Origin of the sequence: Candidatus Pelagibacter communis (genome assembly GCF_001179985.1) — a bacterium.
Taxonomy (GTDB): Bacteria; Pseudomonadota; Alphaproteobacteria; order Pelagibacterales; family Pelagibacteraceae; genus Pelagibacter; species Pelagibacter ubique_J.
In genome coordinates, this window is sequence record NZ_CVSI01000060.1 from 1 (window position 1) to 26,469 (window position 26,469).

Below are 26,469 nucleotides of genomic sequence, written 5' to 3' on the forward strand. Positions count from 1 at the left end.
AAAGTAAAAAAATTAAAAGTTAATAATAAATCTATTGAAAAAATATATAAAGTTAAATCAGAGTGGTTAAAAAAAGCGCTTGTAAGCAAGAATGTCTATGAAAAAAAATATAACCATTCATTGAAGGATAATGATGGATTTTGGAGAAAAGAGGGAAAAAGAATTACATGGGTTAAACCTTACACAAAAATTAAAGATGTTAAATATAGTAGTTCAGAGGTAAAAATTAAATGGTTTTACGACGGCACGCTCAATGCTTCAGCTAATTGTATAGATAGACATTTAAAGAATAATAAAGATAAAACTGCAATTATGTGGGTGGGAGATGATCCAAAAGTACAAAAGAAAATAACTTACAAACAATTGCATAACGAAGTTTGTAAGATCGCAAATGGTTTAAAAGAAATTGGAGTACAAAAAGGCGATAGGGTCACTATCTATTTAACAATGATACCTGAGCTGGCTTATACTATGTTAGCTTGTGCGAGAATTGGTGCTATCCATTCGATTATTTTTGGCGGTTTTTCACCTGATAGTATTGCTGGACGTATAAATGATTGTGAGTCTGATTATGTAGTAACAGCAGATGAGGGAATTAGAGGTGGCAAAACAATACCCTTAAAGTCAATTACAGATGAGGCGTTGATGAGCTGTCCTAACGTAAAAAAATGTGTTGTAGTTAAAAGAACTGGTAACGAGGTTAGCTGGGATGGTGGTAGAGATGTTTGGTATCATGAAATAACTAAGAATGTTCCCTCATATTGTGAACCTGAAGAAATGAATGCTGAAGATCCTCTTTTTATTTTATATACTTCAGGATCAACGGGTAAACCAAAGGGAGTTCTACATACAACAGGTGGATATCTTGTTTACGCATCAATGACACATCAATACATTTTTAATTATAAGCCAAAAGATATTTATTGGTGCACCGCAGATATTGGTTGGGTGACTGGCCATAGCTACATTATTTATGGACCCTTAGCCAATGGTGCAACTACTCTTATGTTCGAAGGAATACCAACTTATCCTGACTCTTCTAGGTGGTGGCAAATAATAGATAAATATAAAGTTAATATTTTTTATACAGCTCCTACCGCGATAAGAGCTTTAATGAGGGAAGGCGACAAGCCTGTTAAAAAAACTTCTAGAAAGACTCTTAAATTATTAGGAACGGTTGGTGAACCAATAAATCCTGAAGCGTGGGAATGGTATTTCAAAACAATTGGGGACTCACGGTGCCCAATTGTCGATACTTGGTGGCAGACAGAGACTGGTGGTATTTTAATCAGTCCTCAAACTGGCGCAATAGATCTCAAGCCAGGCTCAGCTACAAAACCTTTCTACGGTATTAAACCAGTTATAGTTGATAAAGAGGGAAAAGTTTTAAAAGGAGAGGCACAAGGAAGACTGTGTATCGCTCAATCCTGGCCAGGACAAATGAGAACAGTTTATGGTGATCACAATAGATTTATTGAAACATATTTTTCACAGTTTGATGGTAAATATTTTACTGGTGATGGATGTAGGAGAGACAAAGATGGATACTATTGGATAACTGGAAGAGTTGATGATGTGATAATAGTTTCAGGTCATAATCTTGGTACGGCTGAAATTGAAAGTGCATTTGTTGCACATCCAAAAGTTGCTGAAGCAGCAGTAGTTGGCTATCCACACGACATAAAAGGAAACGGACTTTATTGTTATGTAACTCTTAACGTTGGAGAAAAAGCAGATGGAGATCTAGAGAGAGAATTAAAGTTATGGGTAAGAAAACAGATAGGACCTATTGCAACTCCAGATCTAATTCACTTTTCTCCAGGATTGCCAAAAACAAGATCAGGAAAAATTATGAGAAGGATTTTGAGAAAAATAGCTGCCAATGAACACGATCAACTTGGTGACACAACAACCTTAGCAGATCCAAGTGTTGTACAAAGTTTAGTTGATGAGAGAAAAAATATTTAAAACTTTATAAGTTTTACGAATTCATCTTTTATATTATCCCACTTAAGTATCATAGAGTTCAAAACAATTTTTCTGTCTAAGGTTTTTAATTCCTCTGCTATAGGAGCCCATTTATAAAGTGCTAGTGCACTAGGGTTAAATGGAAGTGAGCTATAATATTTTTTCCAATCAATTTTTTCATATCTTTCAAAAAATGTTTTTTTCCGTGGGCTGCTATATCTTCTGGCATCCCATTTTTTATTTCTTGATCTATAATAGTTTCATAAATTCTTATAGATTTTTCAAACTCACTAAGATTAAAATTATTATGTATATAAGAGAATGTGTAAAAAGTTAAATCTTGTAAAGAAATTATATAGATGTTCCATTTTGCTAAATTGATTGAGTCAATAAAGACATCATTGTCAAAATGTAAAACGTATTTAGTTCCCATTCTTGTTTTTAAATAATTGTACAAAGTTACTTGGGTAACCCACGCAGATTTTTTTTGAATAAATTCCTCAAGATCTAAAAAATTTTTAATTTTTTTTTTTGGCAAAATTCCCTTGAACATTGCTAGAAGATAGATCTTGAAATCCTCTAATTTTATATCTTTGAGATTGAATCTATATTTTAGGACCATATGTATACTAAAAGTTGTAATATATTATAAAATAACAAAAAATACGAGAATTTTAGGGGTTCCAATATTTTTCATAATGAGTAATCTTTCGTCTTTTAACCTATAGGGAGGGAAAAAAATGTCAAAACAAGCACAACATTGGGAAAAGACTAGAGGCCTGCTATTTGTAACACTGGCTATCTGGTTCGTTTTCTCTATTGGCATCTTCCTCTTCGGTGCCGAAATGGAAGCATCATCTATAAGACCTTTTGGATATCCATTGTCATATTATATGACATGTCAGGGTTCTCTTGGAATTTTCGTAATACTAATCTTTTGGTTTGCGGGAAGACAAGAAAAGATTGATGAAGAGTTCGGCTTTTCTGAAAGAGAGGATGACTAATGTTTAAGGGTAAATTTATAGACAATCTTCCCAAGATTTATGGAACATACACCGGTGGTTTCATAGTTTTCATAATCTTGATGGCGATTGGAGAACAGGCTGGAATGTCTGCAAAAGTGATTGGTATTTGCTTTGTGGCGTTTACAGTTTTAATTTATGCACTAATTGGTTACCTATCTCGTACAATTCAAGTTGATGCATATTACTTAGCTGGAAGACAAGTTCCAACAGTTTTCAACGGTATGGCTACAGCAGCAGACTGGATGTCTGGTGCTTCATTCGTTGCGATGGCTGGAGGAATTTACTTTAAAGGTTATGGTTATATGGCACTACTTGTTGGTTGGACGGGTGGATACGTACTAGTTGCTTCGCTACTAGCACCATATTTAAGAAAATTTGGTTGCTACACAGTTCCGGATTTCATCGGGACTAGATATGGCGGAAACTTAGCTAGACTATCTGCGGTAATAGTCTTAACAGTTGCATCATTCACTTACGTGACGGCGCAGATTAACGCGACAGGAACAATTGCATCAGTTGCACTTGATATTCCTTTTAACATTGCTGTTTACGTAGGATTAGCAAGTATATTGATGTGTTCAATGCTTGGTGGAATGAGAGCGGTTACATGGACGCAAGTAGCACAATACATTGTATTGATTATAGCTTACTTGATACCTGTATTCTGGATCAGTAACAAAATGGGTGCTGGAGTATTTCCACACTTAATGTTAGCAGATGAAGTTGCTAGAATTGCGGAGTTAGAGTCTCAGTTTGGTTTGGGAAGTATTAAAAACTCAGCAGCAGATCTAAAACAGGTTCCTAAAGGACTATCAGGGATAACCAAAGCGCACGCTGAAGTTAACACTACACCTTGGAAATTTATTTCATTAGCGGTTTGTATGATGGCTGGAACAGCTTCATTACCACACGTTATGATGAGATATTTTACTACTCCAAGTGTAAAAGCTGCTAGAAGATCAGTAGGTTGGTCATTATTCTTTATATTCCTACTTTATTCATCAGCTCCAATGTTAGCTACATTATCTAAACTATCGTTAATGGATCCAAACTTAGCAACAGGAATCATTGGTAAGTCAATTTCTGAGGTAAAAGCAATTGACTGGTATCAAAACTGGAACCAAGCAAACTTAATGTTTGTAAGCGACTTTAACGGAAATGGAACGCTCGAGTTAAACGAGTTCTTCATGGGTGGTAAAGCCGTTGTATTGGCAACTCCAGAGATAGCAGGATTACCATATGTAATTTCTGGTCTAGTTGCTGCTGGAGGTATGGCTGCTGCCATGTCAACAGCTGACGGATTAGTGTTAGCGATATCTAATGCATTATCTCACGACATTTACTACAAAATGATTAATCCAAAAGCGGAGACAGCTAAAAGGTTGTTGATCGCAAGGATATTACTTGTATTAATTGGTTTTGCTGGTGCAACAATTGCAGCTCTTGAAATTCAAGGTATCTTGGGTTCGGTTATCTGGGCTTTTGACTTTGCTATGTCAGGATTATTCTTCCCACTTGTACTAGGAGTATGGTGGAAGAGAGCAAATGCACAGGGAGCAGTCGCAGGAATGCTAGGAGGATTAGCCGCTGGTTCAGCATACTTAATTGCTGTAAGAAGTGGTTACCCTGGTTTCTTAGATATTACTCAGTTAACATTTGGTATAGTTGGATCAGTAGTAAGCTTAGTGCTTATGATCGTAGTCAGCTTGGCAACTAAAGCGCCAGACGCTGCTACACAGAAAATGGTAGACGATGTTCGTGTACCAAGTGGTAAAGCAATACTAGGAAGACAACACTAAATAATTAATTTTTAAGGGGCGAGAATTTATCGCCCCTTAAGTTTTTTTTCAAACAGACATGTACGCAAATTTTCACCCGATGATTTACCTAATTGACTATGTGATGGGTATGATCATGTGGACTTTAATTGGTAGAGTTGCAATGAACATATTTCAAAGAGAAGACTCTAGTTTCTTCTTTATGAAAGTGTTTGTTAAATTGACGGATCCTTTTATAACAATGTTTAGGTTTATAACCCCATCATTCATTATAAAACCTCTTGTTCCTTTATATGTTGCTTGGTTTTTCTATATGTTCAGATTTTATCTAATGCCTTACTTAATGGGTTATTCAGTAATGGGTATGCTATCTTTTCCATTGGAAAGTGAAATTGCATCTCAAATTTATCAAATATTTGGTAAAAAATAATTCAAAAAAAAAACAAAAATTGATACTAGTAAATAAGTATCAATGAAAAAAATAAAAATATCACCATCAATTTTATCCGCAGATTTTAGTCAGCTTGGACGAGAAATTAAAAATTTAGAGAATAGTGGGGCCGATATGATTCATGTAGATGTTATGGATGGTCACTTTGTACCAAATCTAACTATAGGTCCTCCTGTAATAAAAGCTTTGAGGAAATATACTAATATTCCATTTGATGTGCATTTAATGATCAATCCTGTACATAAGTACATAAAAGATTATGCAGAAAGTGGAGCAGATATAATCACAATACACCCAGAAGCAACCTCTTCACTACAAGAGTCTATTGATGAAATAAAAAAATATAAAAAAAAAGTAGGTTTATCACTAAATCCAGACACAAAAATTGAAGTTATAGAAAAATATCTAGATCAAATTGATTTAGTTTTAGTAATGAGTGTTTTTCCAGGATTTGGAGGGCAAAAATTTATAAAAAATGTTCTAAAAAAAATTGAAAGATTAAGTGAAATAAAAGATAAGAATAGTTTTAAATTTGATATTGAAGTTGATGGTGGAATAAATTTCTCAAATTTTAAAGAAGTTCTTGAAGCTGGAGCAAATGTTTTAGTTTCAGGCACAACAATTTTTAAAGAGAATAATGGAGATATAAAGAAAAACATAAATTTTTTAAAAACTATTTAGACATTGCATGGGTTACAAAGAAAATTCTATCACTAATCCTTTTTTATATATAACAAAACAAATTAGAAAGATTTATTTAAACTCAAGTATTTATAATACTAAAATTTCAAAAGTTTTTGATGGTGGCTTTGAGTATATTCCACACCTTAAGATTTTTGATTGTATAGTAAAAGTTAAAGACCGAAAAAATAGGATTGAGGATTACAATATAGAAAGTATCTGGGAAAATCAAAATTTGTCAGAAAAAGATTTAAAAAAACTGCATAGTTTTTTTTGGTTATTTACTATTGATTTAAAATCCTCAAAAAAGATTACTAGATCCGTAATCTCTAATTGGACAAATTTAAATCAAAACTACAGTTTTAAAAGCTGGGAACTAGATACGCTCTCAAAGAGAGTTATTTCTTGGATAGCAAATAGCAATAATTTCTATCACGAGGGTGATGAAAGTTTTAAGTTAAATTTCACAAAAATCATAAAAAAACAATTAAATCATTTAACTAATGAAATAGAAAATACAGAATTTGTTAATGATAAGATGATTGGATGTTCTGCTATCATTATGGGTGGGTTATGTTTTAAACATCAGATGCAATACTTAAACATTGGATTTCAATTATTAAAGAAGATAATTAATACTATTTTCGATAATGATGGCTTTCCAAAATCTAGAAATCCCAGACAAGTAATTTTTTACTTAAAATATTTTGTTTTCATAAGAGAATTACTAAAAGACTCTAGCACTGAAATACCAGAGTTTTTAAATGAAATTATATTCTATCTCGGCCAATCCTTTAATTTTTATTTTGAGGAGAACGTTGGGACTTTTTTATTTAATGGCAACCATAATTTAGATACTACCGAATTCAAAAAATATATAAAAGAACACGGTTATAAATTTAAGAATAAATTTAATAGTGTTGGAGGTTATTCAGTTCTTAAAAATAAAAAAGATAAAATTATAGTTGATTTTGGACCGACACCAGATAAGAAATATTCTGCTGATTATCAATCTGGTGCCTTATCGTTTGAGATTTTTCACGATAAAGAAAAAGTAATCACTAATTGTGGATACTTTCAAAACTATAATCATAAATTAAATATTTTATCTAAATCAACGGCTGCACATTCTACCCTTTCAATTGATGATAGATCTTCGTGTAAATTTAAAAAGGATAAATTGGGTTACTTTGCTTTGGAAAATACTATGAAAGTGACAAACAAGAAAATTTATCAAGACGATGAAATTTGGGAGATGCAAGGATCTCATGATGGTTATTTAAAAGAATATGGCATTTTACATCAGAGAAACATCAAATTTTTTCCAAAAGAATTTATGTACGTAGGAGAGGACTTAATAATTAGCAAAAAAAATTTTCGAAAAGTTGGCTTTGACATAAGGTTTCATTTACTGCCAAGCACTAATGCAATAAAGACACAAGATAAACAGTCTGTTTTATTACAACTCAAAAATTCTGGATGGAGATTCACTTGTAATCATAACAATTTTGGCATTGAAACAGGTTTATATTTTGGAAAAAAAGACTCATATACTGAAAATAAGAATATTTATGTGCATGGAGAAATTACCAGTGAAGAAGTAAGAATAAAATGGGAAATTAGAAAAATATGAATAAAAAAATAACAAGAGCCCTCATATCTGTTTCTGACAAGTCTGAACTAGATAAAATTTTACCAACTCTAAGAAAATTTAAAGTTGAGATTTTAAGTTCTGGAGGTACATACAAATATATTAAAAAGCACAAATTTAAATGCTATGAGATAAGTGATTTCACAGGTTTTCAGGAAATTTTAGACGGTAGAGTAAAAACTCTTCATCCAAAAATACATTCTGGAATACTGTTTAAAAGAGACAACAGAAAACATTTAAAACAAATAAAAGAACAAGATTTTAAAAACATAGATCTTGTGATTGTTAATTTTTATCCTTTTGAAAAAACTGTTCTTAATACTAAAAATGAAAATAAGATAATTGAAAACATTGATATTGGTGGTCCTGCACTAGTGAGATCTGCAGCGAAAAACTTTAAAGATGTAGCTGTAATAACATCTAATTATCAATTAGATAGTTTAATGCATGAAATGAATAGTTATAAAGGTTCAACATCTCTTAGTTTTAGAAAAAAATTATCACAAGAGGCTTTTAATGAAACTGCTTATTATGATGCAAATATTTCAAAATACTTTAATAAAATTATTGATAATAGTTATCCAAATAAAATAACTTTTAATGGTACGTTATTAAGCAAATTAAGATATGGAGAAAATCCACATCAATCAGGAGCATTTTATTCTGGAGGGAATCTTAATGAATTAGAAAAATTAAATGGCAAACAATTAAGTTACAATAATTATAACGATATTTACTTCGGACTTGATATTAAAAATAGTTTACCAAAAGGTGTAGGTACAACTATAATTAAGCATGCTAATCCATCAGGAGTATCAATTGACAAAAATCAATGCTCTAGCTTTAAGCAAGCCTTTGATTGTGATCCGATAAGCGCTTTTGGTGGAGTGATTATTTGTAATTATAAAATTAAGTCTGAAACTGCTAAAGAGATAAACAATAAATTTTTTGAAGTTATAGTTGCAAATGATTTCGATGCTAAAGCTTTATCAATTCTAAAAAAAAAAAAGAATTTAAGAATTATCAAAAATAATCAAAAACACGAATCTAGTCAAATAGTTTTGAACACGCTATCTAATAACTTTATTTTACAAAATTCTGATAATCAAAATTTTAATAAAAATATGTTTAAAGTTGTATCAAAAAAGAAACCCGATAAGAAATTGTTTAAAGACCTTATATTTGCTTTTAATGTTTGTAGATTTGTAAAATCTAACGCAATTGTATTAACAAATAATAATTCAACTGTAGGTATCGGTTCAGGACAACCTAGCAGACTAGATAGTTGTGAAATTGCAGTAAATAAAATGAAAAAGTTCAATCATAACACAGAAAATTTAGTTGCTGCCTCAGATGCTTTTTTTCCTTTTGTTGACGGCATTGAAGCACTAGTTCAATCAGGTGTAAAAGCAATTATTCAACCCTACGGATCAATAAGAGATAAGGAAATTATAAAATTTGCAAACAATACAAACACTGTATTAGTTTTTTCAAAAACTAGACATTTTAGACATTAATTTATTTTATCAATTTTAGCAGCAAGAATAAAATCACTTTCAGCTAGACCATTTATAGCATGAGTAAATATTTTAATTTTTGCGTATCCCCAGCCAAACCATATATCTGGGTGATGCCCTTCTGATTCAGCAATAGTTCCTACTTTATTAACAAAATCTTGAGCACTTGCAAAATTTTCAAACTTAAATTCTTTTAAAAGATAAAAATTTTCATCTTCATTTTTTTTAACGTCCCATCCATCAACTTTTTTTAGATATTTATGAATTTCACCTAAATTGAATGATGGAATACCTCCTTCACAAGGTACACATTTTTTTTTTGATAAATCATCCATAATAATTTTTTGGAGCGGGCAATGGGACTTGAACCCACGACCTTCTCGTTGGCAACGAGACGCTCTACCACTGAGCTACGCCCGCTTATTAAATTATACTGAAGTTAAAGGCTTTTAAAGAATTAAGCAATAGACATTTTTGCTTAAAAATTATCAAAATATTCTTTGTAAGGTAAAAATTTTGCATGATCGTATTTATAAATTTTTTTTCTAATTTGTATATTGCTTGCAGTAGTACATATTAAGTCTTTTCTTTCATAAAATTTAAGAACTTTATCAGACCATTTTAAATTACAAAAAGACATTATTTTTTTTGAAGTTTCTTCAGGAAATTCTGTTAATGTTTTTAATTCAATATTTAAAATATTTTTAGAATAATTTTTATTTAAATTTTTTAATTTTAAATTATAAAAGGAAATATATTTTTTAATATATTCAATGTCATGTGACCATGGCAAATTATTTAAACATTGTTGATAAATGGCAATAAGATTGTGAAAATTATCTCTTTTACAATTAATAATTTTAGCATTTGGGAATACTTCCAATAAAATTTCAGAAAAGTAAAAATTTGTCATTGTTCTATCAAGGAACTTAAGTTTTTCGGTTTGCACGGAAAATTTTTCAATATAGCTATTCATAATTATTTTTTTTAAAAAATTGAAATCTATTTTTATAGTTTTTTCGCTCTCCTGTAATTTTTTATTTAATTGCAATTTTTGTAAAGCCTTTTGTAAAATAAGGTTTTCACCGGCATTATAAATTTTTTCATCACCAGAAGTGATTATTGTTTCTACTAAGGTTGTACCTGATCTTGGAATTCCAAATATAAATATTGGCTCAATATTACTTGATTTAATTTCATTTTTTTCTTTATTTTCAAATAGAAAATTTTTTTCTACCATTTTTGGAATTGTTACCAACCAATAGTTAACAGCATCTTTATTAATTGGATCTGAGTTAAAAAAAATTTTATGACCTTTAGACAATTCTATTATCTCTTTTTTAATTTCATTTTTTTTTCTGTAATTCTTTGCAATAACAAAGTGGCCATAAGCTATAATTTTACTTTTAGAATTTTGATTAGTCTTTAAATCATCATCAATTCTTTTAATCATTTCTTCAGTTATTAAGTTTTCCTGAAGTCTTTGTAAATTAAAAAAAGCTGCATAATTTTTATCATCAATTTCAATTACTTTGAGATAATTTTTTTTAGCAAGATCTAGTTCACCTTTGTCCTCATAAAGTGACGCTAAATTAAAATAACTTGAAATTAAATTTCCATCATATGAAATTGACTTTTGATAATATTTTTCAGCATCTTCAAAATTTCTTTCAATCTTGTTAAGATCTCCTAGATTATTTAAGGCATATAAATTTTTTTTGTCTAATCTTAAAATTTTTATTAGGATGTTTTTTGCAATACTAAAATCCTTTTTTTTTATATGTATTTGAGACATTAATTTCAAAGTATTTAGATCCTTGTTTTCTATCCTCATAAGAAAATGTAATGATTTATCTAATTGATTTTTTTTAAAGAGATCTAGCCCTCTGGAATAGAGGCTTTTATAATCGAAATTAGTCATTAAATAAGATTTTTTTATAATAATAAACAGCCTTTTTAATATAATAATGCATCAATATGAACATAGATCTTATCAACATTATTTGTTATTTCTGAATTATATGATTAAAATTAACAAATTTCCTAACATATTGCCTGTATTTCCCCTATCAAATTTTATTTTTTTTCCAAATACTTCTGCACCACTTAATATTTTTGAACCAAGGTATATTCAAATGATTAATGAAAGCATAAAAACTCATCGAATGATTGGCATGTCACAACCGAAAGGTATAATAAATCCAAATAAGCCAGAACTTTTTAAAGTTGGTTGTTTGGGAAAAATATCTAGCTTTAATGAAACTGATGATGGTAGATACGTAATAATTTTAAATGGAATTACTAGGTTTAATATTGTTGAGGAAATAGAGAACGGCAAACCATTTAGAGAATTTAAAGTAAACTATAATGGATTTGAAAATGATGAAAATAATAATGAAAAAGATATAAGCTTTTCTGATTTAAATCTAATCTTTAATGATCTTAAAAGAATTTTTGAAAAACAAGGCTACATGATAAATTGGACTGAGTTAGAAAAACAAAGCTTGGATCAAACTATAAATACACTTTCTATGGCTTCTCCTTTCTCAAAAGAGGAAAAGCAAATGCTTTTAGAGGCAAAAGATCTAGAGTTTAGAAAACAAAAACTTGAGCAAATAATAAAACTTTATAGCTCAGATGACTTTAATAATAAAACGTTACAGTAGCTAAAAAATAAAGCCCTTATCGGCAAATTTTTCAATTTTTTTTTTAAAGAACGTATTTTTGTTAAGAAATTTAAATAAATAATCTACATTTTTCAAATTGTATTTATTTGTTGCTTTAAAAAACTCATGTAAAAAGTCTATACCCATTGCAAATATAAAATTTGGATTCTTTCTTTCAATCTCAAACTTTTCTAATATTGTATCTAAGTTTAGTCCTAGTGCTAAATTTTTGTCAATTAAGTCACTTAAAATTTTTGTATCTCTAACGGTCATATTAAATCCTTGTCCAGCTAGAGGATGAACTTTGTGTAAAGCATCTCCAAATGATAAAATATTTTTATAAAAATAATTACGAGATAAGAATAAGTTAATCGGGAATTCTTGAAGTGTACTAATATTCTTAATCTGATAGTGTCTGTTATATTGTTCTATTATATTTTTGATTTTTAATTTATTTTTAATTAAATCTTTATCAAAGATTGAAAAAACAACCGAGGTTTGATTATTTGAAATTGGTAGAAAAGCTAAAGGGCCAAACCTTGTAAAATATTGCTCTGCTATGTTGTTTTGTATTTTAGAATGATTGATAATAGTGGTATAGGCTGTACTATTGTAGTTTTTTTTAAATTGTTTACTAAAATATTTTTTAAATAAAAAGTTATTTGTGTCAGTAATGATTATGATTTCATAATTTCTTTTTAACAGCTTTGGGTAAAAACCTTCATATTTTCTCTTTTTAATTTTAATACGCTTATTTTTTTTTAATTTAGTTTCTAATGATTCATTTAAAACATTATAGGATATAATGGAGAAACTATTTTTATCAGTTTTAAAGTTTAGAAAGCTATCAGGTTCATTCTCTTTATATAATTTAATTTGTTTTATATTCCAACAATCCTTTTTGTTTAAAATTTTGTAACTTTCTAAAAAATTAACACTATCATTTGATAATCCGATTGTTCTAGAAAGTGTGCTTTTCATCTTATTAATTTTATTGTTTGAGTAATAAAGATCTACATTTATGCCTTTATTAACAAAAATTTTTGATAATACTAAACTAGTTAAATTTTTACCTATTAAACAAATTGTCATAATATTTTTTAATTTTAACAATAAATATTAAATGATACAAAGTGGTAAATTTGATTCTTTTATGCAAATTAAAAATGGTTTTGAAAAAATTAAAGATTTTGCCATCAAAAAATTTATTGAATTTATTGGCATTTTAACCCTAATTTTTGCATTTCTGATATTGTTATCATTGATTAGCTATAATCCTAATGATCCAAATTTTATTTATCCTGAAAATCAAGAAATAAAAAATTTTTTAGGCATCTATGGCAGCATTGGTTCTGATTTTTTATTACAGTCGATAGGATTGATAGCATACTTTTTACCAATAACTTTAATATTCTTATCTTTAACATTGATTTTTCAAAAGACTTTAATTTCAATTTTGAATAGTTTTTTTTATATTGTTTGTTATTCAATAGTTGGAACCATTTTTCTGACACAATTTTATAAAGAAGCTTTTTTTCTTGTAATTAATGGAAACGGTGGTTTTGTTGGAAACTATTTCTATAATAATATATTTTTTAAGATTACAGATATTAACACTGAAGTATCATATTATTTTCTTATTATATTATTCGTAATTTTATTTATTATAAGTATTAATTTTAAATTAGAATGGTTTTCGATTCTTGGGAGTATTATTAAAAGAAAAAAAACTTTTTCTCCAATTAAAGCTAAAGAGTATGTAAAAGATGAATTTATGATTTCTGGTGATGCGCAAGAAAAATTTTCTTTTGAAAAAAAAAATGACACATCAGGAAAACAGATAACATCATACAAACTACCGAATATTAACTTGTTAGAAAAACCAACAATAAAAAATAAAAAAAATACCTTAAGAAATGATATTAATGAAGAATTTCTTGAAAAGATACTTCTAGATTTTGGAGTGGAGGGTAAAATTAGGAAAATAAGTTCAGGACCTGTCGTAACTTTAAATGAATTTGAGCCAGCTGCTGGGGTGAAAGTCTCTAAAATTGTAAATCTATCTGACGATATAGCAAGGAATACAAGCTCGGAGTCTGCAAGAATATCTGTAATTCCTGGCTCCAGTTCAGTAGGTATTGAATTACCAAATCTCGTAAGGGATAATGTATCTCTAAGAGAAATATTAAATAGCTCTAAATTTAGCAATAAAGATATAATTTTACCGATTGCGCTTGGCAAAAGTATATCTGGACAGCCTATAATAAGTGACTTGTCTTCGATGCCTCACTTGCTGATTGCGGGGACAACTGGTTCAGGAAAGTCTGTATGCATAAACACTATATTGATCTCACTTTTATATAGGCACAAACCAGAGCTATGTAAATTTATATTAATTGATCCAAAAATGTTAGAGCTTTCAACTTATGAAGGAATTCCACATCTTTTATGTCCTGTTATCACCGAGGCAAAAAAGGCTGCTACTGTTTTAGGTTGGGTAGTTAAAGAGATGGAAAATCGATATAAATTAATGACAAAAGTGGGCGTAAGAAATATTGGGGGATATAATTCAAAACATAAATTACCCATGCCATATATCGTTGTCGTGGTTGATGAAATGTCAGATTTAATGCTAGTAGCTGGTAAAGAAATAGAAAATTATATTCAAAAATTATCTCAAATGGCTAGAGCAGCAGGAATACACATTATAATGGCAACACAGAGACCTAGTGTGGATGTTATAACTGGAACAATAAAAGCAAATTTCCCTACAAGGGTATCTTTTCAAGTTTCCTCTAAAATAGACAGTAGAACTATACTTGGCGAACAAGGTGCGGAGCAACTATTGGGTAAAGGAGATATGCTATATATGTCCTCGGCAAACAGAATAACAAGAATCCACGCTCCGTTCGTATCTGAAAATGAAATTGAGAAAATTAATAATTTTTTAAGATCTCAAGGTGAGCCTGAATATGTAGAAGAAATTTTAAATTTATCAGATGAAAAAGAGAATAATTTGGACAGTGATAAAAACAATGAGCAGATAGATGATTTATATGAAACTGCTTTAGAAATTGTAAAATCAGAAAGAAAAGCCTCAACATCATTTCTTCAAAGGAAACTCCAAATTGGTTATAACAGGGCAGCTAGAATAATTGATATGATGGAAGAAAAAGGAATAGTCAGTAAAGCAAATCATGTAGGAAAACGAGAAGTTCTTTAATGAAGTTTTTATTTATATATATCTCAGTTTTTTTTTTTATAACAACCAAAGTTTATTCAGATGTATCAAAAAAAATAATAGATAATTTAGAAAAAGCCAATAATTACAGTTTTAAATTTGCTCAACAAATTAACAAAAATAAAGAGACAGGTTATTGCATTTTAGCTTTTAATAGAAAAATAAATTGCAAATATGATGATTCAGGTAAAATTCTTGTTTCTGATGGTAAAAATCTAATTGTTAAAAACAGAAACACAAATACCCCAAACTTTTATAAATTGGAAAATACGTCTTTTTATAAAATTTTAGATAAACAGTACTTGATTTATCAAATAACACAAAATAACGTTAAAAGTGAATATGGTAGTTTGTTTATTAATCTAAATTATCAAAATATTGATATAAAAATTTTCTTTGATGAAGAAAAATTACAAATAAAAGGTTGGAGAACTACAGATATTTACAACAATTCTGTATCAACTGAGATTACAATTAACGAAGTAAATAAAATTATCAATGAAAACATTTTTGATTTAAAAAAATTTAATTAACTATCCAATATATTAATATTTTCTTTTCTAAACACTCTCATGCCTCTTGCAATATAATTCTTTAAAGCATTAGGATGATCAAGTGTACATGTATGAAGCCAAACTCTTTTGATATTTTTTTCAAATGATTTTTTTATTGCTTCACTTAAGGCATATCCACCAATTCCCTTTCCAATATATTCCTCCAGCAATCCAAAATATGAAATCTCAGTTTCATTTAAGTCTGGATTATACAATAGCTCGAAGAAGCCAATTAAATCGTCAGACTCGCTGATAACATAGGTTTCTAAATTTTTATTTGAAATAAAATTAATCCATTTTTCATCAGTCCAACTAAGTCTGTCTATCCATCTATGTTTTTTTCCAACTTGTTTATAGAAAAATTTGTTTAATTGAAAATCAGGTTTAATTTTTTTTATCAAAAATTTGTTTTCTTTCGATGAATTAAATTTTAGTTTTTTTATATCTCTTAATTCTAAAAAATTTCTTTCAACAGGAATCATCACTCAACCATTTTACCAACTTTTTCTCCACCAAAAAGATGAAAATGTAGGTGAGGTACTTCTTGTCCACCATTTTCATTTATATTTGCAAGTGCTCTATAACCTTTTCCCGTATCGGAAGAAATCTTTAATTTTTTTGCAACCGTGTTAATACCTTTGATTAATCCCGAGATTTCTTTTTCGGAAGCCTTGGAAGCAAAATCATCTAAATCAATAAATTTACCTTTTGGTATAACTAAGGCGTGAATTTTCTTTTGAGGATTAATATCATAAAATGATAAGACGTATTCATCTTCATAAATTTTTTTACAAGGTATTTCCCCTCTTAAAATCTTTGCAAATATATTTTTATCGTCGTATGTCATTGGATGACTTCAAGTTTATCAATGACTTTAACAATTTTATTTCCAGTTAAAACAGCATTTAATCTTGCGCATTCATAAATCGCATTAGAATTCGCTTCTGCAATTGCTTTGAGCTCAGTACATTTTGAACCACTCTCCATGTATAAATGTTCAATCAATTTTGGAGGCTCTCCTAAGTACATTAGCAGCCCAACTACTTCTTTGTTCTTTTCTATGCCTGCAACTTCCTCAATTTCTGCCATTTTATTTGATGTGCCAATTTCAAAATTTTTAAAAGCTACAAAACCTTTGTACCCAATATAGGCAATGATTAAAAAAAATATTAATTTTATCTTACCCATTAATTTACTTTTTTCTTTTTTCTAACTCCAACATTATATCCTCAATTTTTATGTTATTGGACTCTAAATAAATGATCAAATGATAAAATACGTCCGCAGCCTCATGAATTTTATTACTATTTTGTTCAACAGATTGAATTAGCTCTCCAATTTCTTCTAAAACTTTTTCTTTGCTTAAATTTTTGTCTTTTAATAATTTATTTGTATATGAGCCATCGATTGGTTTTACTTTTCTTTGTCTCGCAAGACTAATTAGATCTTCCAACACATTAAGCATTCTAAATTCTAACAGGAATTCCTTTTGAATCCAAATATTCCTTTGCCTCTTTTATAGAATGTTTTCCGTAATGAAATATAGAGGCAGCAAGGACAGCGCTTGCTTTTCCTAATTTTATACCTTCAACTAGATGATCGAGATTACCAACCCCTCCGGATGCAATCACTGGTATATTTACTCTAGAAGATATTTTTGACATTAATTCAATATCATAACCAACTTGGGTTCCGTCTCTATCCATAGAAGTGACTAATAATTCTCCAGCACCAAATTCTTCCATTTTTTTTGCATATACTATTGCGTCTATGCCAGTGCTGTTTCTTCCTCCATGGGTAAATATTTCCCAATTTTTTCCATTTTTCTTTGCATCTATTGCAACAACAATGCATTGGGAGCCAAATTTTTTTGAACTATCTATGACTACTTTAGAATTTTGAACAGCTGCTGTATTGATTGATACTTTATCAGCTCCACATTTAAGTAACTTGTTAATATCTTCTATACTTCTTACTCCACCACCTACTGTCAAAGGAACAAAGCATTTCTTGGAAGTTTTTTCCACTACTTCATAAATTGTGTCTCTATTTTCATTTGAAGCCGTAATATCTAAAAAGCAAATTTCATCTGCTCCTCCATCACTATAAATTTTTGCTTGTTCAACTGGATCGCCTGCATCCTTTAAGTCAACAAAGTTAATACCCTTTACAACGCGCCCATTTTTTACATCTAAACAAGGAATTATTCGATTTTTAAGCATCTTCTTTAACTAACTCTTCCAGTTTAATATCGCCATCATAAATAGCTTTACCCACTATTATACCCTCAATATTTTCCATGTTCCTTGCTTTTATGACATCATTAATTGATGAAACCCCGCCCGAGATTATAACTGGACAATTAGAAATGCTTGCAACTTTTGATGTTTCAGCAAAATTTGGGCTCTCTTTAGTTCCATCTTTTTCAATATCTGTAAAAATTAATCTACTCACACCATAATTATTTACTTCTTTTAGAAAGTCTAAAGTAGATTTATTTGAACTTTCTTTCCATCCAGACATCGAAAGTTTGCCGTTCTTTGCATCTAAACCAAGAGCAATCTTTCCAGGAAATTTCAAACACGCATCTTTCAAAAAATCTTTGTTTTTAATTGCAGCACTCCCTAAAATTACTTTTTCAACACCAGCATCAATATATTTTTTTATACTCTCAAAATTTCTAATGCCTCCACCTATCTCTACCTTAAGATTAGACTTTTTTACTATTTCATAAACAATATCAACGTTAACAGTTTCTCCAGTTAATGCTCCATCCAAATCAACAATGTGTAGATTTTTAAATCCTTGATCTTTGTAACTTTTAGCTTGATATACAGGAGAATTTTTGTACTCCGTTTTATTGTCAAAATCACCCTTAACTAAGCGTACACATTTTTTATCTTTAATATCTATAGCTGGAAATATTTTCATTTATAAATTTATAAAATTATCTATTATTTTTAATCCGATTTTATCACTTTTTTCAGGGTGAAATTGAGTGCCAAAAATGTTTTCTGTTTCTATAGCACAGACGTGGTTTGAAGAATAATTAGTTGTTGCTAAAATAGCATTTTTATTATTGGGTAAGAATTCGTAACTATGTACAAAGTACATATGAGATTTATTTTTTATATCCTTTAAAATTTTACTATCCTTTATAATATTAATTTCATTCCAACCTATGTGAGGTAATTTGTATTTTCCATTTTGATTATCTATCTTTGTAACTTTTCCAGATATCCACCCTAATCCTTTTGTTTCTGTTTCCTCGTATCCAACATCCGCAAACATTTGTAACCCAACACAAATTCCAAGTAGAGGTTTTTTGTTGTTTATCGCAAAAACATTTAAAGTTTCAACAAGGCCATTAATTTTATTTAAAGCATCGATGCAACTCTTGAATGAACCTTGGCCTGGTAAGACGACCTTGTCACTCGATTTAATTTTGTTAAGATCAGAAGTAACTTCAATTTTAACTTTATTTTGTGCTACTTCTTTAAATGAGTTTATGACAGAACTTATGTTCCCTGATTTGTAATCAACAATTGTTACGTTCATTAATTCTTATAAAGAACCTTTAGTCGATGGTATTACGTTCTTATTTCTTGGATCAACCTCAAGTGCGCTTCTTAAAGATCTTGCTAATCCTTTAAAACAAGACTCAACTTTGTGATGACTATTATCGCCATATAAATTCTCTACGTGTAAAGTAATACCTGCTGCTTGTGAAAATGCTTGGAACCACTCTTTAAATAATTCAGTATCCATTTCACCAAGCTTTTCTACTTTTAAATCAACTTTCCAAATTAAATATGGTCTATTAGAAACATCTAAAGCAACTCTTGTTAAAGTTTCATCCATCGGGATCATCGCGTGAGCATATCTTTTTATACCTACAAATTTTTTTGATGCTTTTTTTAAACATTCACCAATTGCGATCCCTGTATCTTCAGTTGTGTGGTGAAGATCAATATGTGTATCGCCTTTGGCTTTTACTTTTAAATCAATTGAAGAGTGTTTTGATAATTGTTCTAACATGTGGTCTAAAAAACCAATACCAGTGTCTATTTTAAAATTGCCTTTACCATCGATATTTATAGCTACATCGATTTTGGTTTCCTTAGTTTTTCTACTTATTTCTGCTTTTCGCTTCATATTAAGTTAGATATATATGCATTATCTATTGATATCAATAACAGTTAATTTACCACTTGAACATTTAAAATTAATATCCATTTATCTCAAATGACAACGATAGTATTAGTAAGAAAAAATAATGACGTGGTTGTGGCAAGCGATGGTCAAGTAAGTATGGGAAATACAGTGATCAAAAGTAATGCCAATAAAGTTCGTAAAATTGAGAAAAGAAATGTGATCGCTGGATTTGCTGGATCAACAGCAGATGCATTAACTTTGTTTGAAAGATTAGAGGCTAAACTGGAAAAACATGCAGGAAATTTAACAAGAGCTGCTGTTGAGTTAGCTAAAGATTGGAGAACAGATAAATATTTAAGAAGATTAGAAGCGCTTATGGCAATTGGTGATAAAGAAAAAAGTTTTATTATTTCAGGAACGGGTGACGTTTTAGAGCCTGAAGGAGATGTAATTGGAATTGGTTCTGGAGGAAATTACGCATTAGCTGCTGCAAAAGTATTAATGGATACTGAATTAAAAGCTGAAGAAGTTGCGAAAAAAGCTATACAAGTTGCAGCTGACATATGTGTGTTCACAAATAACAATATAAGAGTCGAAAAAATTTAATGGAAAAATCTAACGTAAAAACATTCCCGAAGAAAACTGAGGAAAAACAAAATCATATTGACTCATTGTCACCAAGAGAGATTGTATCTGAGTTGGATAGATATGTTGTTGGTCAAAATAAAGCTAAAAGGGCTGTCGCTATTGCATTAAGGAATAGATGGAGAAGACAAGCTTTAACAGGAGATATGCGAGACGAGGTGCTTCCTAAAAATATTTTAATGATAGGACCAACTGGTGTTGGTAAAACAGAAATATCCAGAAGACTATCGAAATTAGCTGAGGCGCCTTTTGTAAAAGTCGAAGCGACAAGATTTACTGAAGTTGGTTATGTTGGAAGAGACGTTGAACAAATTATCAGAGATTTACTTGAAATTGCAATTGCAATGGAAAAAGTTAAAAAAAGAAAAGAAGTTCATGCAAAAGCTCAGAAATTAGCTGAAGAAAGAGTTTTAGATGCTTTAGTCGGAAATAAAGCATCTGTTGCAACAAGAGAAAGCTTTAGAAAAAGGTTAAGAGATGGTGATTTGGATGACAATGAAATTGAAATTGCAACAAACCAGTCTAACAACATGCCAAGTTTTGAAATCCCGGGTATGCCAGGAGCAAACATTGGAATGATAAATATTGGTGAAATGTTAGGTAAATCGATGGGGGGCAAGGTAAAGAAGAAAAAAATGACTGTCAAAGAGTCTCACGAAATTTTACTAAATGAAGAAGCAGACAAACTAATTGAGCAAGACAAGATTATAAAATCAGCAAAAAATGTTACTGAAAACAACGGTATAGTTTTTTTAGATGAAATAGACAAAATTTCAGGTAGAACTGACAGAGTTGGTGGCGATGTTTCAAGAGAAGGTGTTCAAAGGGATCTTCTTCCATTAATTGAGGGTACAACTGTTAGCACAAAATATGGACCAGTTAAAACAGATCATATCTTATTCATTGCATCTGGAGCATTTCAATTAGCAAAGCCATCAGATTTATTGCCTGAACTTCAAGGAAGATTACCAATAAGAGTGGAATTAGATGCTTTAACAAGTGATGATTTTAAAAGAATTTTAAAAGAACCAGACAATAGTTTGATCAAACAATATAAAGCATTACTTAAAACAGAAAATGTTGACCTAGAATTTTCTGAAGACGGTATTGAGACTATTGCCAATCTTGCGACTGAAGTTAATTCATCAGTGGAAAATATAGGCGCAAGAAGACTTCATACAATAATTGAAAGAATTCTTGATGAAATTAGTTTCACCGCAACTGATAGATCAGGAGAAAACATTGTAATAGACTCTAAATATGTTAAAGAAAATCTTGGTCAGTTAGTAAAAGATAACGATTTATCAAAGTTTATTTTATAATTTTAAGTAAACAGAAAAAAAACCTGAATTTTTTTCATCTGTACTATCATCAACTTTTTTGATTATTTTCATCAACTCTGTATTTGATTTAATAAACTCTGGAACAGAATATTTTAAAATACCCAAATCTTTTGATTGATAAGGATTTTGATCAACTTTTGATCTTAATCCTTTCCCAGTAATAATATTAAGTTTTAGTACTTTTTTGTTAAAACAATCAACAATAAATTTTTCTACTTTGCTGTTGGCTTGATCTAGAGAAAATCCATGAAGATCTATAGTGGCCTCTTGTTTATATTTTATTTCATCTATAATATAATCTTTATTCTGAACCTTCTCATTTCCCTCTACGAAATTTTTCCAATCTTTTAAATCTTTGTTAGATAATTTTTTATTCAATTAAACGTTTGTTTCAATCAATGACCAGTTTGGATCATTTGATTTCACATTTTTTGAAAATTTCCAAGTATCATAAACTTTTTTAACTTTTTCTGGATCACCAGAAATAATTTTTAGATCTTTATCTTTGACACATGAAATAATTTCACTAACGAAGTCCACGGTAACCTCAAGGAAGTTGCCATTTCTATCGTGTTTTTTGATTTCTGCTGAATTAATTCCTATAAAAGTTGTTTCAGAAATATTACCCTGTTTTTCTCGTTCAGAAATAGCCTCTTCAAATTGTTTAAAAACTTTTTTTTCTAGAAGGCTTTTAATATTTTTTAAGTTTCCTTTCGAAAAATCAGTGATGATATTTTCGTAAGCTATTTTAGCCCCTGACAAAAATTCAGATTTTGCCTTCTCGTCAAAAACTTCAAAGTTTGTTTTTTTTATTGTATTTACATTAGGAAATTCATGTGGGAAGCTCTGGGTTATATCTTCCTCAAAACCAGACTTTTTACCTAAAATACCTCTAAGTCTCAAAAAGATGAAACCAGCAATCATTGCCAGTAGTATTATATCTATATATTCAAAGCTATAACTCATGTCATTATCATATTTACTCTATTGCTTAATTTCAACTAGCAAATTAGATTAATGACAAATGAACACACTTTTATTAATAATTTTATTTATTCCTCTTGTTGAGATTTACCTTTTTATTCAAATTGGAGGGCAAATAGGTGCTTTTAATACAATTCTTGTCATTCTTTTAACTGCTGTTGTAGGGGTTTATTTTGCAAGATTACAAGGTTTGAGCACTTTAAAATCTGGTATTACACAACTTTATAGTAACCAAATACCAGTCTATGAAATGATGTCTGGGGCTGCTTTGACATTAGCAGCATTACTTTTAATTATTCCAGGATTTGCTACAGATATAATTGGTTTTTTGCTAATTATTCCGGTAACTAGAAATATATTTTTTAAATTTTTAAGTAAAAAATATACAAAGCAAAAAAGTGCAAATGAAAAAGCTAAAGATGATCTAATTGAAGGTGAGTATGAGGATAAAGATAATTAATGGAAAAAAAAAAATATAGAATATTAGGAGAATTTATTAAAGATATATCTGCTGAAACAAAAGATATTGAAAGCTATCTATATACCAAAGAAAATATTTCTAATTATAAATTGTTTATTGATATAAACACAAGGCCTCTCAAAAACAAAATGGCAGAAGTTTCAATATCGACAAAATTTAAAGAAAATAATAGTAATAATAATCATGGTTATTTTGAAATGGTATATGCAGTAATTGTTAAAATTGATGAAGATGTAAATACAAAAGAAATTTTAGAACCGATATTTTTAAAAGATGTTCCAACAGAGGTTTACCCAAAAATCGAAAAAATTTTTTTAGATCTACTTAAATATTCTGGATACCCAAATATAAAATTTGAAACTAAAGTGGACTTTAATGAACTATATAAAAGTAGGAAAAATTAAACACTCTTTTTAAAAGATTTTTTTATAAAAATTTTATGATTTCTTAACTCATCATCTGTTGGTTCGATAATTTTTTTGCAATAGTCTGTGACTTTGATATTTTCTGAATTTCTTGTCTCCTCTGTCATAAAATCTAGTTTTGGCTCTTTTTGATCAATTAAATTTATATAGACTTTAGATAAGAGCTCACAATCAATTAAAGCTGTATGGAGCTTTCTTCTTGAATTATCTATTCTAAATCTTCTACAAAGAGCGTCCAGACTAATTTGAGACCCCGGATATTTTTCTCTTGCTAAATCTAAAGTATCAATAACATTTTCTTTTTTTATTAAATTTTTACCAAGTAATTTAAGTTCATTATTTAGATGGGATATATCAAATTCTGCATTATGTATTATTAATTTTTTGTTTTCAATAAATCCAAGAAAATCATCAACAACATCTTTAAAGAATTTTTTATCGGATAAGAACTCGTCAGTATAACCATGAACTTTCAAAGCATCTTCCGAAACTTTTCTCTGAGGATTTAAGTAACAATGAAAAGTTTTAGAAGTAGGTAATTGATTTTTCAATTCAATACATCCTATTTCGACAATCCTGTGGCCTTTTGCAACTGAAAGCCCCGTTGTTTCTGTATCAAGTACTACTTCTATCATTTAATATTTTTGCTTTAAGCATTTTAACTTTTCTTTTCATAATAGCATTATTATAATTATTCATTAAAACATAGTGTGATTTATTTTTTTTTTGTTTCAATGTAAGCTGTGATTTTCTTAGAATATTTATAAGCTTTTGGTTAAAGTTTTTTCTTTTCTTCAATCTTGAATTAACTTCTTTTTTTTTAGTTTTAAGAAATATTAAAATATCATCTTTTTTATACATTTTATTTTCTAAATATAACGGTATGTCTAAAACAACAATTTTTTTTTTTCTATTTTTTTTTAAAAAAAATCTTAGTTTTTTTCTGATAAAAGGATGAACTATAAAGCCGATACTTTTTAAATTGGAAAATTTATTTTTAATTATGTTTGATAACTCATTTTTTTTGATTGGAAAAGTTTTGATAAATTGAGGAAATTTTGTTTTTAACTTCTTAAAACACTGTCTATTATTCCTATATAATTTTTTAACCTCTGTATCTGCAGAAAAGCAAGGTGCTCTAAATAATTTTGAAACATGTGTTTTACCTGAACCAATATCTCCTACTAAACTAATTTTGATCATTCCAATATCTTTAAAACTTCTTCGTCAATTTTAGGTATTACATTATTCCATATAGAAAAAGATTGATTTGCTTGGTAAACAAACATTAATTTACCGTTTTCAATTCTGTTACCATTTTCTTTTGCTTTTTTTAAGAATAGGGTTTCTTTTGGATTATATATTACATCGTAAAAAACTTTATTTTTTGTATTAAAATCTAAATCTAGACCATCACCTTTTAAACCAACACTTGTAGCGTTTATAACTATGTCGAAATCAGGTATTTTTCTCCATTTTAACACTTCGATCTCATTAAATTTTTTTTTAATATTTTCAGCCTTCTCAATAGTTCTATTTGATAAAAATATTTTTTTACATCCCATACTTAATAAAGAATAAATAATTGAAGGAACAACCCCACCCGCTCCCAGAATTAAAATTGATTTATGTAAAACATTAATTTTTGAGTGTCTTAAACCTAATTCGAACCCGGCTACATCCGTATTGTGACCAATTATATCATTTCCACTTTTATAAATAGTATTAACGGAGCCGGTTGTTTCAACCTCTAAGCTAAGTTTATCTAAATATTTTATAACCTTATTTTTAAAAGGAACCGTTACATTTATGCCATGTATCTCCTCATTTCTCAATTTGTTGATAAAATCTTTCAATTCTGATTCTTCTAGTTTAATTTTATCATAAACCGCATTAATTTTATTTTTTTTAATCCAAAAATTATGTAACTCGGGAGAAAGAGAGTGACTTATAGGATTACCAATTACAAAAAATTTTTTCATTTATGCTCCTGTAAATAGCTTTTAATTTTAGCAATTGGTAGTCCCATTATAGTATTTTTGTCTCCTTTTATCTTGCTAAACAATTTTTTTCCTTCACCCTCTATTTGATAGACATTGTATGCATAAAGAATTTTATCAGATATTTTGGACAAATAATTTTTTAAATCACTGTCATTAAAATCTTTCATAACTAATTCTGCCTTATCAGTGTAATTCCATATCATATTGCCCATTTTAGAAATACAAACTGAACTAATTAAAAAATGACTTTTGCCACTCATTTTTTTCAAAATATTAAAAGCCTCTTCTCGTGATTTAGGTTTTGAGATAATTTCACCATCTAAATCTATTACACTGTCTGCGCCTAGAACTAGTACATCTGGGTTTTTGCTGCTTATTTTGTTTGCTTTTAATTCTGCAAGATTTTTAGATATTATTTCTGGTGTTGCGCCCTCTTTTAAAAGGGCGTTCTTAATAACATCTTCGTCAACCTTGGATGGTTCAACATTGCAAGAAATACCATTCTCCAATAAAATTTTTTTTCTAACCTCACTTTTTGAAGCTAATATTATTTTAATCATTATTATTAAATATGTCGTGAATTTTGAGGATTGAAGCTGCAGTTTCCTCAACTGATTTTCTTGTGACGTCTATAGTTGGCCAATTATACTTTTGAAAAAGTTTTTTTGATACTTCTATTTCACTTTTAATTTTTTCAAAATCAATATAATTTTTATTTTCATTCTCCTTTATAGATTGCATCCTATTTTTCCTTAAGTCTGCTAGTCTATCTGGTTCTGCTGTTAAACCAACGACACAAGTTAAATTTGGTTTTTCTTTTAAAAATTTTGGAACTGATTGTTCGTTAACTAGTGGTATATTCGAAATCTTCATACCTTTGTTTGCTAAGTAGATTGAAGTA

Annotated in this window: 33 protein-coding genes and 1 tRNA gene; 14 read left to right on the forward strand and 20 right to left on the reverse strand. The window is 29.2% G+C overall.

Annotated elements, in window-relative coordinates; all coding sequences use genetic code 11:
• A partial coding sequence (gene acs, locus AMN80_RS04310) for an acetate--CoA ligase (RefSeq protein ID WP_256997993.1) occupies positions 1 to 1,968 on the forward strand: 1,968 nt, incomplete at its 5' end.
• Positions 1,969 to 2,089: 121 nt separating this feature from the next.
• Here acs and AMN80_RS04315 read toward each other — a convergent pair.
• A complete protein-coding gene (locus tag AMN80_RS04315) occupies positions 2,090 to 2,590 on the reverse strand; it encodes an esterase (RefSeq protein WP_256997994.1) in 501 nt (166 codons plus the stop codon).
• Between the two features lie 118 nt (positions 2,591 to 2,708).
• Between AMN80_RS04315 and AMN80_RS04320 the strand changes: the two genes are divergently transcribed.
• Genes AMN80_RS04320 through purH form a run of 6 tightly spaced genes read left to right on the forward strand, consistent with a single transcriptional unit; the run spans position 2,709 to position 9,071 of the window.
• Positions 2,709 to 2,972 carry a DUF4212 domain-containing protein gene (locus AMN80_RS04320; protein WP_075520760.1) on the forward strand — a complete coding sequence of 88 codons (264 nt, stop codon included), beginning with the start codon at positions 2,709 to 2,711 and terminating at the stop codon, positions 2,970 to 2,972.
• Positions 2,972 to 4,792, forward strand: a complete 1,821-nt coding sequence (locus tag AMN80_RS04325; protein ID WP_075520761.1) for a sodium:solute symporter family protein — start codon at positions 2,972 to 2,974, stop codon at positions 4,790 to 4,792. The genes AMN80_RS04320 and AMN80_RS04325 overlap by 1 nt, the downstream gene beginning before the upstream one ends.
• 58 nt (positions 4,793 to 4,850) lie before the next feature.
• Complete coding sequence (locus AMN80_RS04330; RefSeq protein ID WP_075520762.1) at positions 4,851 to 5,201, forward strand: hypothetical protein; 351 nt, start codon at positions 4,851 to 4,853, stop codon at positions 5,199 to 5,201.
• Between the two features lie 42 nt (positions 5,202 to 5,243).
• The gene (gene rpe, locus AMN80_RS04335; protein ID WP_075520763.1) at positions 5,244 to 5,903 is read left to right on the forward strand and encodes a ribulose-phosphate 3-epimerase; all 660 of its coding nucleotides are present in this window, start codon (positions 5,244 to 5,246) and stop codon (positions 5,901 to 5,903) included.
• A gap of 7 nt (positions 5,904 to 5,910) precedes the next feature.
• Positions 5,911 to 7,536, forward strand: coding sequence for a heparinase II/III family protein (locus AMN80_RS04340; RefSeq protein ID WP_075520764.1), 1,626 nt, complete (start codon positions 5,911 to 5,913; stop codon positions 7,534 to 7,536).
• Positions 7,533 to 9,071, forward strand: coding sequence for a bifunctional phosphoribosylaminoimidazolecarboxamide formyltransferase/IMP cyclohydrolase (gene purH / locus AMN80_RS04345; protein ID WP_075520765.1), 1,539 nt, complete (start codon positions 7,533 to 7,535; stop codon positions 9,069 to 9,071). The genes AMN80_RS04340 and purH overlap by 4 nt, the downstream gene beginning before the upstream one ends.
• Here the strand turns inward: purH and AMN80_RS04350 are convergent.
• The 3 genes from AMN80_RS04350 to AMN80_RS04360 all read right to left on the reverse strand — a co-directional run bounded on the left by AMN80_RS04350 (position 9,068) and on the right by AMN80_RS04360 (position 10,992).
• Entirely contained in the window at positions 9,068 to 9,406 is a 339-nt protein-coding gene (locus AMN80_RS04350; RefSeq protein ID WP_075520766.1) for a 4a-hydroxytetrahydrobiopterin dehydratase, read from the reverse strand. The two genes, purH and AMN80_RS04350, sit on opposite strands and share 4 nt — an antisense overlap.
• A gap of 10 nt (positions 9,407 to 9,416) precedes the next feature.
• Positions 9,417 to 9,491: transfer RNA gene (locus AMN80_RS04355), tRNA-Gly, on the reverse strand.
• Positions 9,492 to 9,549: 58 nt separating this feature from the next.
• A complete protein-coding gene (locus AMN80_RS04360; RefSeq protein ID WP_075520767.1) occupies positions 9,550 to 10,992 on the reverse strand; it encodes a tetratricopeptide repeat-containing sulfotransferase family protein in 1,443 nt (480 codons plus the stop codon).
• A gap of 100 nt (positions 10,993 to 11,092) precedes the next feature.
• Here AMN80_RS04360 and AMN80_RS04365 point away from each other — a divergent pair, with 100 nt between their 5' ends.
• Positions 11,093 to 11,737, forward strand: coding sequence for an LON peptidase substrate-binding domain-containing protein (locus tag AMN80_RS04365; protein ID WP_075520768.1), 645 nt, complete (start codon positions 11,093 to 11,095; stop codon positions 11,735 to 11,737).
• Here AMN80_RS04365 and AMN80_RS04370 read toward each other — a convergent pair whose 3' ends face one another.
• The gene (locus tag AMN80_RS04370) at positions 11,738 to 12,829 is read right to left on the reverse strand and encodes an FAD-dependent monooxygenase (protein ID WP_075520788.1); all 1,092 of its coding nucleotides are present in this window, start codon (positions 12,827 to 12,829) and stop codon (positions 11,738 to 11,740) included.
• Positions 12,830 to 12,890: 61 nt separating this feature from the next.
• On the opposite strand from AMN80_RS04370, the gene AMN80_RS04375 reads away from it, so the two are divergent.
• Both AMN80_RS04375 and AMN80_RS04380 read left to right on the forward strand, forming a co-directional pair.
• The gene (locus AMN80_RS04375) at positions 12,891 to 14,960 is read left to right on the forward strand and encodes an FtsK/SpoIIIE family DNA translocase (RefSeq protein ID WP_075520789.1); all 2,070 of its coding nucleotides are present in this window, start codon (positions 12,891 to 12,893) and stop codon (positions 14,958 to 14,960) included.
• A complete protein-coding gene (locus AMN80_RS04380) occupies positions 14,960 to 15,511 on the forward strand; it encodes a LolA family protein (protein WP_075520769.1) in 552 nt (183 codons plus the stop codon). Before AMN80_RS04375 ends, AMN80_RS04380 begins: the two co-directional genes overlap by 1 nt.
• On the opposite strand, the gene AMN80_RS04385 is transcribed toward AMN80_RS04380, so the two are convergent.
• From AMN80_RS04385 to hisB, 8 genes are read right to left on the reverse strand one after another with little or no spacing between them, the layout of a single operon-like run.
• The gene (locus tag AMN80_RS04385; protein ID WP_075520770.1) at positions 15,508 to 16,014 is read right to left on the reverse strand and encodes a GNAT family N-acetyltransferase; all 507 of its coding nucleotides are present in this window, start codon (positions 16,012 to 16,014) and stop codon (positions 15,508 to 15,510) included. The genes AMN80_RS04380 and AMN80_RS04385 overlap by 4 nt on opposite strands.
• On the reverse strand, positions 16,014 to 16,379 hold the full coding sequence (locus tag AMN80_RS04390; protein ID WP_075520771.1) for an HIT domain-containing protein: 366 nt from the start codon (positions 16,377 to 16,379) through the stop codon (positions 16,014 to 16,016). Before AMN80_RS04390 ends, AMN80_RS04385 begins: the two co-directional genes overlap by 1 nt.
• On the reverse strand, positions 16,376 to 16,720 hold the full coding sequence (locus AMN80_RS04395; protein WP_075520772.1) for a hypothetical protein: 345 nt from the start codon (positions 16,718 to 16,720) through the stop codon (positions 16,376 to 16,378). The genes AMN80_RS04390 and AMN80_RS04395 overlap by 4 nt, the downstream gene beginning before the upstream one ends.
• 4 nt (positions 16,721 to 16,724) lie before the next feature.
• The gene (gene hisE / locus AMN80_RS04400; RefSeq protein ID WP_075520773.1) at positions 16,725 to 16,997 is read right to left on the reverse strand and encodes a phosphoribosyl-ATP diphosphatase; all 273 of its coding nucleotides are present in this window, start codon (positions 16,995 to 16,997) and stop codon (positions 16,725 to 16,727) included.
• 1 nt (position 16,998) lies between these two features.
• Positions 16,999 to 17,754 (reverse strand): imidazole glycerol phosphate synthase subunit HisF, encoded by a 756-nt coding sequence (gene hisF, locus AMN80_RS04405; RefSeq protein WP_075520774.1) that lies wholly within the window; start codon positions 17,752 to 17,754, stop codon positions 16,999 to 17,001.
• Entirely contained in the window at positions 17,747 to 18,463 is a 717-nt protein-coding gene (gene hisA, locus AMN80_RS04410; RefSeq protein ID WP_075520775.1) for a 1-(5-phosphoribosyl)-5-[(5-phosphoribosylamino)methylideneamino]imidazole-4-carboxamide isomerase, read from the reverse strand. Before hisA ends, hisF begins: the two co-directional genes overlap by 8 nt.
• Positions 18,464 to 19,090, reverse strand: a complete 627-nt coding sequence (gene hisH, locus AMN80_RS04415; RefSeq protein WP_075520776.1) for an imidazole glycerol phosphate synthase subunit HisH — start codon at positions 19,088 to 19,090, stop codon at positions 18,464 to 18,466.
• Positions 19,091 to 19,096: 6 nt separating this feature from the next.
• Complete coding sequence (hisB, locus tag AMN80_RS04420) at positions 19,097 to 19,687, reverse strand: imidazoleglycerol-phosphate dehydratase HisB (RefSeq protein ID WP_075520777.1); 591 nt, start codon at positions 19,685 to 19,687, stop codon at positions 19,097 to 19,099.
• Between the two features lie 90 nt (positions 19,688 to 19,777).
• Between hisB and hslV the strand changes: the two genes are divergently transcribed.
• Both hslV and hslU read left to right on the forward strand, forming a co-directional pair.
• Positions 19,778 to 20,293 carry an ATP-dependent protease subunit HslV gene (gene hslV, locus AMN80_RS04425; RefSeq protein ID WP_075520778.1) on the forward strand — a complete coding sequence of 172 codons (516 nt, stop codon included), beginning with the start codon at positions 19,778 to 19,780 and terminating at the stop codon, positions 20,291 to 20,293.
• Between the two features lie 56 nt (positions 20,294 to 20,349).
• Positions 20,350 to 21,654, forward strand: a complete 1,305-nt coding sequence (gene hslU / locus AMN80_RS04430; RefSeq protein WP_075520790.1) for an ATP-dependent protease ATPase subunit HslU — start codon at positions 20,350 to 20,352, stop codon at positions 21,652 to 21,654.
• Here the strand turns inward: hslU and AMN80_RS04435 are convergent.
• Positions 21,649 to 22,053: a Smr/MutS family protein gene (locus AMN80_RS04435; RefSeq protein ID WP_075520779.1), complete on the reverse strand. Its 405-nt coding sequence runs from the start codon at positions 22,051 to 22,053 to the stop codon at positions 21,649 to 21,651. The two genes, hslU and AMN80_RS04435, sit on opposite strands and share 6 nt — an antisense overlap.
• The gene (locus AMN80_RS04440; protein ID WP_075520780.1) at positions 22,054 to 22,641 is read right to left on the reverse strand and encodes a Tim44/TimA family putative adaptor protein; all 588 of its coding nucleotides are present in this window, start codon (positions 22,639 to 22,641) and stop codon (positions 22,054 to 22,056) included.
• A gap of 58 nt (positions 22,642 to 22,699) precedes the next feature.
• On the opposite strand from AMN80_RS04440, the gene AMN80_RS04445 reads away from it, so the two are divergent.
• Positions 22,700 to 23,119, forward strand: coding sequence for an FxsA family protein (locus AMN80_RS04445; protein ID WP_075520781.1), 420 nt, complete (start codon positions 22,700 to 22,702; stop codon positions 23,117 to 23,119).
• Positions 23,119 to 23,544, forward strand: a complete 426-nt coding sequence (locus tag AMN80_RS04450; protein ID WP_075520782.1) for a protein-export chaperone SecB — start codon at positions 23,119 to 23,121, stop codon at positions 23,542 to 23,544. The genes AMN80_RS04445 and AMN80_RS04450 overlap by 1 nt, the downstream gene beginning before the upstream one ends.
• Here AMN80_RS04450 and dnaQ read toward each other — a convergent pair.
• From dnaQ to AMN80_RS04475, 5 genes are all read right to left on the reverse strand, one after another.
• The gene (dnaQ, locus tag AMN80_RS04455; RefSeq protein ID WP_075520783.1) at positions 23,541 to 24,200 is read right to left on the reverse strand and encodes a DNA polymerase III subunit epsilon; all 660 of its coding nucleotides are present in this window, start codon (positions 24,198 to 24,200) and stop codon (positions 23,541 to 23,543) included. The genes AMN80_RS04450 and dnaQ overlap by 4 nt on opposite strands.
• Positions 24,181 to 24,768 (reverse strand): dephospho-CoA kinase, encoded by a 588-nt coding sequence (coaE, locus tag AMN80_RS04460; RefSeq protein WP_075520784.1) that lies wholly within the window; start codon positions 24,766 to 24,768, stop codon positions 24,181 to 24,183. Before coaE ends, dnaQ begins: the two co-directional genes overlap by 20 nt.
• On the reverse strand, positions 24,765 to 25,547 hold the full coding sequence (gene aroE / locus AMN80_RS04465; RefSeq protein ID WP_075520785.1) for a shikimate dehydrogenase: 783 nt from the start codon (positions 25,545 to 25,547) through the stop codon (positions 24,765 to 24,767). The genes coaE and aroE overlap by 4 nt, the downstream gene beginning before the upstream one ends.
• Positions 25,544 to 26,128 carry a Maf family protein gene (locus AMN80_RS04470; RefSeq protein WP_075520786.1) on the reverse strand — a complete coding sequence of 195 codons (585 nt, stop codon included), beginning with the start codon at positions 26,126 to 26,128 and terminating at the stop codon, positions 25,544 to 25,546. The genes aroE and AMN80_RS04470 overlap by 4 nt, the downstream gene beginning before the upstream one ends.
• The coding region (locus AMN80_RS04475; protein WP_143323379.1) for a kinase/pyrophosphorylase at positions 26,121 to 26,469 on the reverse strand (349 nt) is incomplete at its 5' end. The genes AMN80_RS04470 and AMN80_RS04475, both read right to left, overlap by 8 nt.